The sequence below is a fragment of the Burkholderia sp. LFS061 genome, from assembly GCF_047978125.1.
GTDB lineage: Bacteria > Pseudomonadota > Gammaproteobacteria > Burkholderiales > Burkholderiaceae > Burkholderia > Burkholderia pyrrocinia_C.
Map to the genome: position 1 here is coordinate 40,263 of NZ_JBFPFS010000050.1, position 8,051 is coordinate 48,313.

The 8,051-nt window shown below is 62.3% G+C and carries 7 protein-coding genes and 1 pseudogene; 3 read left to right on the top strand and 5 right to left on the bottom strand.

The annotated features are described in order from the left end of the window. Positions 1 to 6 precede the first annotated feature (6 nt). Genes ACNQQL_RS30635 through ACNQQL_RS30645 form a run of 3 tightly spaced genes read right to left on the bottom strand, consistent with a single transcriptional unit; the run spans position 7 to position 3,711 of the window. A complete protein-coding gene (locus ACNQQL_RS30635) occupies positions 7 to 2,088 on the bottom strand; it encodes a ferritin-like domain-containing protein (RefSeq protein ID WP_347067909.1) in 2,082 nt (693 codons plus the stop codon). A gap of 19 nt (positions 2,089 to 2,107) precedes the next feature. After that, entirely contained in the window at positions 2,108 to 3,370 is a 1,263-nt protein-coding gene (locus tag ACNQQL_RS30640) for a heme-binding protein (protein WP_347067911.1), read from the bottom strand. Next, a complete protein-coding gene (locus ACNQQL_RS30645) occupies positions 3,367 to 3,711 on the bottom strand; it encodes a hypothetical protein (RefSeq protein WP_347067913.1) in 345 nt (114 codons plus the stop codon). The genes ACNQQL_RS30640 and ACNQQL_RS30645 overlap by 4 nt, the downstream gene beginning before the upstream one ends. Positions 3,712 to 3,744: 33 nt before the next feature. Here ACNQQL_RS30645 and ACNQQL_RS30650 point away from each other — a divergent pair, with 33 nt between their 5' ends. Then, entirely contained in the window at positions 3,745 to 4,065 is a 321-nt protein-coding gene (locus ACNQQL_RS30650) for a hypothetical protein (protein WP_347067915.1), read from the top strand. Positions 4,066 to 5,037: 972 nt separating this feature from the next. Here ACNQQL_RS30650 and ACNQQL_RS30655 read toward each other — a convergent pair. Both ACNQQL_RS30655 and ACNQQL_RS30660 read right to left on the bottom strand, forming a co-directional pair. Then, positions 5,038 to 6,642 (bottom strand): YifB family Mg chelatase-like AAA ATPase, encoded by a 1,605-nt coding sequence (locus ACNQQL_RS30655; protein WP_347067917.1) that lies wholly within the window; start codon positions 6,640 to 6,642, stop codon positions 5,038 to 5,040. Between the two features lie 213 nt (positions 6,643 to 6,855). Beyond that, on the bottom strand, positions 6,856 to 7,107 hold the full coding sequence (locus ACNQQL_RS30660; protein ID WP_034179125.1) for an accessory factor UbiK family protein: 252 nt from the start codon (positions 7,105 to 7,107) through the stop codon (positions 6,856 to 6,858). Between the two features lie 355 nt (positions 7,108 to 7,462). Here ACNQQL_RS30660 and ACNQQL_RS30665 point away from each other — a divergent pair, with 355 nt between their 5' ends. Together ACNQQL_RS30665 and ACNQQL_RS30670 are read left to right on the top strand one after the other, a co-directional pair. Then, positions 7,463 to 7,801, top strand: a complete 339-nt coding sequence (locus ACNQQL_RS30665) for a P-II family nitrogen regulator (protein ID WP_006398175.1) — start codon at positions 7,463 to 7,465, stop codon at positions 7,799 to 7,801. Positions 7,802 to 7,838: 37 nt separating this feature from the next. Continuing rightward, positions 7,839 to 8,051: pseudogene (locus tag ACNQQL_RS30670) on the top strand (ammonia channel protein); the annotation flags it as partial.

Sequence of the window (8,051 nt, forward strand, 5' to 3'; positions counted from 1 at the left end):
CGCTCCTTAGCTGCAGCTGCCGGCGCCGCTCATGCCGCTGGAGCCGCACGCCGTCATGCCATGACCGCTATATTCCTGGATCCATTCGATGGTCGGGCCGTACTGGAACAATTCGGGATGCGGCGGCTGTGGCGGCTGGGGCGGCAACGCCGCGTTTTTCTTGCGCAGTTCGGGCCAGGTTTGCTCGGCGAACACTTCACGTGCACGCAGCCAGACGCTCTTGCCACGGTTGCGCCCGTCGGTGCTGAAGCGCTCGGCATTGATCGGCGTGGCACAGCAGCCTTGTGTGGCGCAAGCGTTCGCACCAGGCGCTTCCTGCTCCCGTCCTGTGCCATACAGGCCACAACCACCTTGACCCGCACACGCGTTTTGGACGCGACAGGTGTGATCCGATACGCTTGGCGAGTTCGGTTCGGCAAAATTGAATTCAAGCGCGGTCGAGCAATACCCTTGGCCCGCGCACGCATTGTCACGAGTACGGCCTTGCCCCTTGCATTGATTCAGTCCCATGCAGGCATGCCGTACCTCGCCAGGCAGTAACACGCCCGGCGCGGGCGGCGCCGCGGGGAACACTGGAATGCCCTGATACTTACTGACATCGCAGCCGGGCTTGCCCAAGGTCGGCTGATCGGGCTGCGCCTGCCATAGGCCGCTGACATCCGGCAACGAGGGGATCATGTCGACGAAGTATTGCGCGTCGCTGCTGTACCAGGATTCGCTGCCATATTTGGCGTCCATCCGGTTACACATCGCGACCAGCGTAGCGAAGGCCTGGTTACGCGGGCCAAGATTGATATTCTCGAAAGTCGGCGCCAACTTTAAAGTGCTGGGGTAGCTGTCGGTCCCGGACAAGGGGATTTTCCGCATGGCCTGGATGACCTTATCCAGGATCCAAATCATCGATCGGTGCAGCGTCTGATTGAAATACAGCTTCTGCTGACTTGGTTCGATGAGGAAGATGCTCTCGGTCATGATCAGCATGTACTGATATAGGCCGCTGACGATGTCGGCGAGCTCGCGGCGCCCAGGCGGGTATGCGGCGGCCACCGGATTGTCGGGAAAATCGAACATGATTTTTGCCAGCTCTTCGCGGCCGAACTGACGTGCCGCCGGCGGCGGAGGAGGCGGCAGGTTCCGCAGTTTTTCGTCGTGGGGATCGTAGCCTGCGAGTTGCGATTGCAAAGTCAGGAACTTGTAGTAATGCGAGAGTTCGTGATGCGACTCATCGTCGAACTTGTGAGGGCCGAAGCCTTCGCCTTCGGCGTCGATCGTCTGGATCGCCTTCAAAGCATCTTGGCGTGACGCAATGGTCATCAGCGCGCTGCGGCCGGCATGGCTGTCGCCGCGGCTCGCATAGGCGGCTGCGTTCGCCGCGGAGCCGCCAACCGGTGTCGGTACCGGGCAACCGAAATTGAAGCTGGCAGTCGGATAGACCGAGTCGATATTGTTCGGCGAATAGTTGGACGGCTGGATCTGGGCCGGCGCCCGCCCCGCTTTGAAATCGTCGTCGGTGATGTGCTGCGAGCTAATGATGCACCGAAGGTAGGAATAGATCTGGCCGATTGTTTGCCAATTGTTCAGCTCGGGCGGGGCGTCCGCTGCGGCCGGGTATTCGACTTCGAGGAAATGCCATAACTGCTCGGACGAGAATTTAGCCAGCGGAAGCGCCATTGGCTTACGGTCCGGGCCGAGCCTCGCATGACCGGGGAGGTCGGTCGGGTACGGTGAGGGCGAGCGCAAATAGAGTTGGGGCTGTACGCCGAGCGAATAAAGCATGTTGGACGACAAGGACAAATGCAGCATTTCCTCGACAGCCACGCTCATCATGATGCCCCCCGCCTGGCCGGCGAAGCGGGACAGGTCCGTTGCCGGAAAGCCTTCCGGGGTGCGGTTGATCGAGTAGTAGGCGAACAAATAGAGCGGCACCGTCGCCAGTTCGATCTCGACCGCGGTCTGCAACCCGTCGCGCAATTCCGTCAATGCGCGGGCGCGATTCCAATGCTCGTCGATATGGCGCACCAGGCGTTGCTCTGCTTCGCTGAGGGGGCGCACGGGAATATCTTTGTCCGTTGAGTCGAGATGGGACATGCTCATTTCTCCAGGTCGGTCATGATGATTTCTTCGTCAACGTATTGACCGTCACATGCGGGAAGGACACGCGGCCGCCGCGTACCGTCAGGAGCATCGTGATGGTCTGGGTGTATTGCAGCTGCGGAAAGCTGGTTCCCCCATCGAAACTTTCCAGCCAGCAGGTAAAGTCGTAGGCGGTGACATTGCTGTTCTTTTGTTCGAAGCCGATATTGCTGACAGCGCCGTTTCCGTTGGAAGAGCTGACGGCCAACGTTATGAAATCGCTCGGTGCTTGGATGGCGAGCGCGTCAACGAGCGCTTGGTTCGGATTTGACGTGTAGGTCAGATTCGGATTCGTTGCCGCGTTCTTCCAGAAGTACGGAAAGCTGTCGACGTCCTCCGAAGGCAGCACCGCCGCCGGTGGAATGATCGGGACTCCGGTGCCAGTGGCGTATGAACCCAGGGCAAGGATCGAGTTGCCGTGCGGGACTGACATCTGCTTGGCGAGGTTGAACGCCTGAGTGGGCGCAACGCTGAATGCGACAGTCTGATTGCCCAAGCCTTCACTGAAACCATTTCCGTACGGACCGAGAGGCTGCTCCTGGTCGGCCAGCAGCAAGAGGGAGCCGTTTTCGGCATGTACCAGGGCGTCCTTGTTGGAGCCCCCCGCGAAGTAGACGCGCTGCTCATAGAAAAGCGTATAGGCGACCTGTGCACCGTTGCCGTTGCGATTGAGCACCGGACCATGAATGGCGGTAAAGGTCAGCTCCTCGTAATAGGCGAAGTTCTTGAGGAAATAGCCCAGGGGCGACGAGGGATCGGCTTGCGGCAAGGGCATCACGTTGTATGAGAACGGACAGTCGGGGCCGCCTTTGCCGGAGCTGCCCAGCGGTTGGTTAGTCCACGTGCCAATCAAGTACTGCAGCGGCATGAGTTTCCTGGCCGGAATGCATGGCACGATTTGCTGCGGGTCGCTGACGAGCGGTATCGACAGGTCGGGAGCGGTGTTGCTGAGATAGACGAATACGGTGACGCTGCCGATATTGGCGCTCATGTCCTTGGTCAGATCGTCATTGATGACCAGCTCGAGCGGGCCCGACTCGCCTTTCGGAACTACCGTGGGACCGTCGCCGACCCAGAACGGATGGCCCGTGCCGATGCGCCCGACAAGCCCGCCTACCGCGCAGCCGGGTAACGGAGCACCGCTGCTGGAGGCGTCGTACATCGGGTTACCGTTCGCATCGTAGTCCACGCCGTCGTCATCCACTTGCCACATGCCGGTTTGATAGGCGATGGTCACGCCAAGGTCGCCGTCAACCGTGATTCCCGTCGAGTGCCAAGTTTGATTTGCAGCCACCGTAACCGCTTGCGATGGAAATCCCCGGTCCATATGCCCGCCTTAAATGGTAGGTGCCGACGTTGGTTTTCGATAATTCTAGGATCTAAACGGCAGGCCCGCGAATTTTCGTTGATTCCACTCGCCGAGAAGATAAAAGAGTAGCTGTTAACGTTGACAGGTTGAGTTTTCGGTGGCCAGATTATCTGGCCCTGAAATGAGTGCTCTTGAAAGTGATGAAATTTTCCTTGGCCGGGTATGGGCGCCATCTCGATGAGAATATCGGTGGACGGGTCTTTTTTCATGAGTGATCCGATCCCGGTTAACGTCCTTGCAAATTGTCGGCGAAAATCCATAATGGTGTTTTCGACCTTGCGGCGCAAATAGTGAGATTCGATGGGAATTTCGACAAGAAAATCACTGGCGACGTTTGTCTGCCGACGATCTCGGCTACCATCGTGTTGACGAAGCGATTTTGCGCAAGGTGTGAGATGGTGCAAAGAGACGGGTTGGTCGTCGGGGAGTTTTACTGGGTTATTCAAGCGCCGGGCGCACTGGACCAACGGGTCGAATGGCAAAGTGCCCCGCAGCCTGCACGGCTCGCCGGAATCACCGCCCAGGGCGAGCTGATGTGGAATACATCGCTGGCGGTGGCTTGAGTGAGTGGCCCGTGACGTGGGTCGGCGAGCTCTGTGTGAAGCCGATGCAACACACTGATACGGTCGATGCTAACGAGGCAGCGACGGAATCCGTGTGCCGGCTATTATCGGGCTATCGGACGAATTAAGCGGCTCGTATGCGCGAGCCATCGACTGTGGGCTTTTGCCTCGAATCTTCGCAGGAGAAAAGTGATCGGCAAAATGAGTTTTCAGCATTTTTCATGAGGCTCGCACTTGGCTTGGGTTCGCGTTATATCGTTTTCATTTGTAATTTTGCCGTGGCACTGCCTTGGCGTAACAATTGTTTAACGTACATGGGGTTGCAATAAATAAGATAAAAATATAGATTCCAAACGTCCGATTTTCCTGGAGTCGATATCCGGAAATTGTGTAAACGACACTTGAGGAAATTATGGCGTCTATCCCGTAATCGGTTGCCAGGGAAGTGCCTGCGGGCGATCGAGCTGGCAGGATGTAATCGCGCGTAATCGGCTGCACTCCAATCGCGCTTACGCCTATGCGGTCAGAACCACGGATTGAGTTCTTTGACTAGATACGGCCTGTAAGAGGGGCGGCGCATAAGCGCCTCGACTGTAGTCGTTCGAATTGTGCGGTCGACTGATTGACCCGATTTGAAATGAATGATGACTAAGGCTCCCTTGTGCAGGGCACCAGCAGTCCCCCCGGTATCCCCCAAAGTGTCTCGATAGATATATAAAGCAGACATACAACCTAAAAGAACACCTAACCTCAAGTTCGTCGAGGAACAGCGTGATTTCGCGCGGCTGCCGAACCGCGTCGGGCGACCCTCCACCCCGTTTTGCAATTCGTCTGGTTTTTTGAAAAATAAATAAAACAAAGAGATGCGAATTTTTCGATGAGCGGGCCCCGGCGAGCTGCAATCCGGGGCCGGATTCGCGAAATTGTGCATAGATCAAGTCTCGGCAGCCGGATTTTGTCCTCCGGGGGCGCTCAGAGCGCCGTAAGCACGCGCCGGTAGCGGATCGCCTCGGCGATCTGCGCGGCCGTCGGCAGCGGGTCGCCGGCCAGATCGGCGATCGTCCGCGCGACCTTCAGCACGCGAAAATACGCGCGCGCCGACCAGCCGAAGCGCTCGCCGGCCTCGCGCAGCAGCCGTTCGCCTTCGTCGGTCGGCCGGCACAGATCGTCGGTCTCGCGGCCGCTCAGCATGTGATTCGTCTTGCCCTGCCGGCCAAGCTGCAGCGCGCGCGCCTGCGCAACCCGCGCGGCCACCGCGGCGCTCGGCTCGCCGGGCGCCGACGCGCGCGACGCGAGTTCGGCCGGCGACAGCGCGGGCAGGTCGATCTGGATGTCGATGCGGTCGACGAGCGGCCCCGACAGCTTGCGCAGGTAGCGCGCGGCGACGTCCGGCGTGCAGCGGCAGCGCCCTGACGGATCGCCGTGCCAGCCGCACGGGCACGGGTTCATCGCGGCGATCAACTGGCACGCGGCCGGGAAGTCGGCTTGCTGAGCCGCGCGCGAGATCGTGATGCGGCCGGCTTCCAGCGGCTCGCGCAGCATCTCGAGCACGTGCCGGTCGAATTCCGGCAGTTCGTCGAGGAACAGCACGCCGAGGTGCGCGAGCGTGATTTCGCCCGGCTGCGGCGGGTTGCGGCCGCCGACCAGCGCGGCGGCGCTCGACGAGTGATGCGGCGCGCGGAACGGCCGCCGGCGCCATTGCGCGGGCGAGAAGCCGAGGCGGCTCGCGGAAAGGAGCGCGGCCGACGTCAGCGCCTCGTCGTCGGTCAGCGGCGGCAGGAGGCCAGGCAGCCGCGCGGCCAGCATCGACTTGCCGGCCCCCGGCGGGCCGACCATCAGCATGTGATGACCGCCCGCGGCGGCGACTTCCAGCGCGCGCCGGGCGCCGCGCTGGCCGACCACGTCCGCGAGGTCGGGCGCGGCTGGCGCCGGCAGGCCGTCGAGGCAGGGCGCCGCGACCGGCATCAGCCGCCCGTCGGGCGCATCGGCGAGGTGTGCGCACAGCGCGGGCAGGTCGGGCGCACCGAATACCGTGACGCCCGGCACGAGCGCCGCCTCGGCCGCGCTGTCGAGCGGCAGGTACAGCTCGGGCGGACGCGCCGTTGCCGCGGAGCCGGACAGGGCGACCGAATTCGGGCCCGGACCGGAACCGGGGCCCGATCCGGTTTCGCCCGCGCGCCAGTCCCGTGCCGCACCGCACGCCATCGCGAACGCGCCGCGCATCGGCCGCAGCGCGCCGGTCAGCGACAGCTCGCCCGCGAATTCGCGGCCGGCCAGCGCGTCGGCCGGGATCTGGCCGTTCGCGGCGAGGATGCCGAGCGCGATCGGCAGGTCGAACCGGCCCGACTCCTTCGGCAGATCGGCCGGCGCGAGGTTGACGGTGATGCGGCGCACGGGGAACTCGAATCCGCAGTTCTGCAGCGCGGCGCGGACGCGCTCGCGGCTTTCGCGGACTTCGAGATCGGGCAGGCCGACGATCGAGAACGACGGCAACCCGTTGGCGAGATGGACTTCGACGGTAACGTCCGGCGCGCGGCCGGATGCGGGCGCGCGACTGCGCACCACGGCGAGCGACATGGCGAGGCTCCTGTAAACAGACGGGCGACGGCCGTTCGGGGCCGCATGCCGCGGGAATCGGAGGAATCGGTGCGCGCTTGCCGGCGTGGCGCGGGAAAAGAACGAGGGACTGCGGAACGACGGACTGCGAAGAGCGATGAACGGCGAAGAGCGGGGAGCTGCGAAGAACGACGGACTACGAAGAACGGCGGTACGGCTTCGGGGCGGCGGGCGTCAGGCCTGCGGTGCCGCGAGCTTCTGCTCGAGCTCCGCGACGCGCTTTTCGAGTTCCTCGAGGCGCACGCGGGTGCGGGCGAGCACCTGCGCCTGCGTGTCGAATTCCTCGCGCGTGACGAGATCGAGCTTCGAGAAGCCTTGCGACAGCATGGCCTTCACGTTGCGCTCGACGTCCTTGGCCGGCGAGTTCTTCAGCAGATCGCTGACGCGCGACTGCAGATCGTGGAAAACGTCGCTGGGTTGCTTCATGTGATTTCCCTTCCTTGCACAAAAATTGTGCATCTTCAGTTGCGTACGTGCCCATGATGCACGCATGACCGGAAATGGTGCGCCCGGAGCGCGAATTCCGGGCATGGCGCCCGCATGGGTGAATGTCCCGGCGAGCCGGGACGTGCGTGCACTCTAGCAACGATCCTTTCGCCGCGCCAGCAAACCGGGCCATGTTGGCCATTCGGCCGGGCTTTCGCACCTTACATCACGGGATGCGACCCCGTTACGGAGCCCTTCGAGACGGCGCTCGGACGAACATGGCATGCGAGTTGCTGAGAAGAGTCCGTTACAACATTCCAACCAATTCGACGGGACAACCCAGCGAGAGGACTTCATGAAACTCATTACCGCAATCATCAAGCCGTTCAAGCTAGATGAGACGCGCGAAGCGCTGTCGGCGCTCGGCGTCTCGGGTATCACGGTGACGGAGGTGAAAGGGTTCGGGCGCCAGAAAGGGCATACCGAGCTGTATCGCGGCGCCGAATACGTGGTCGATTTCCTGCCGAAGATGAAGATCGAGGCGGCCGTGTCCGACGATCTCGTCGACCAGGCGGTCGAGGCGATCGAGCGGGCCGCGCGCACCGGCAAGATCGGCGACGGCAAGATCTTCGTCACGCCGATCGAACAAGTGATCCGGATTCGCACCGGGGAGACGGGCGCTGACGCGCTGTAACAGAACAGACAAGACAAGCGACAAGAGGAAACCCAAGATGCGCAAACTTCTGATGTCCCTGCTGATGGCCGGCTCGCTGATCGCGGCCGGCGTCGGCCCCGCGCTCGCCGACGACGCGGCGTCCGCTGCGGCTGCGTCCGCGCCCGCCGCAACGGCTTCCGACGCATCGGCTGCCGCTGCTCCGGCAGCTTCGGCGCCGGCTGCAACCGACGCATCCGCCGCAGCGGCCGCCGCCGCACCGGCTTCGGGC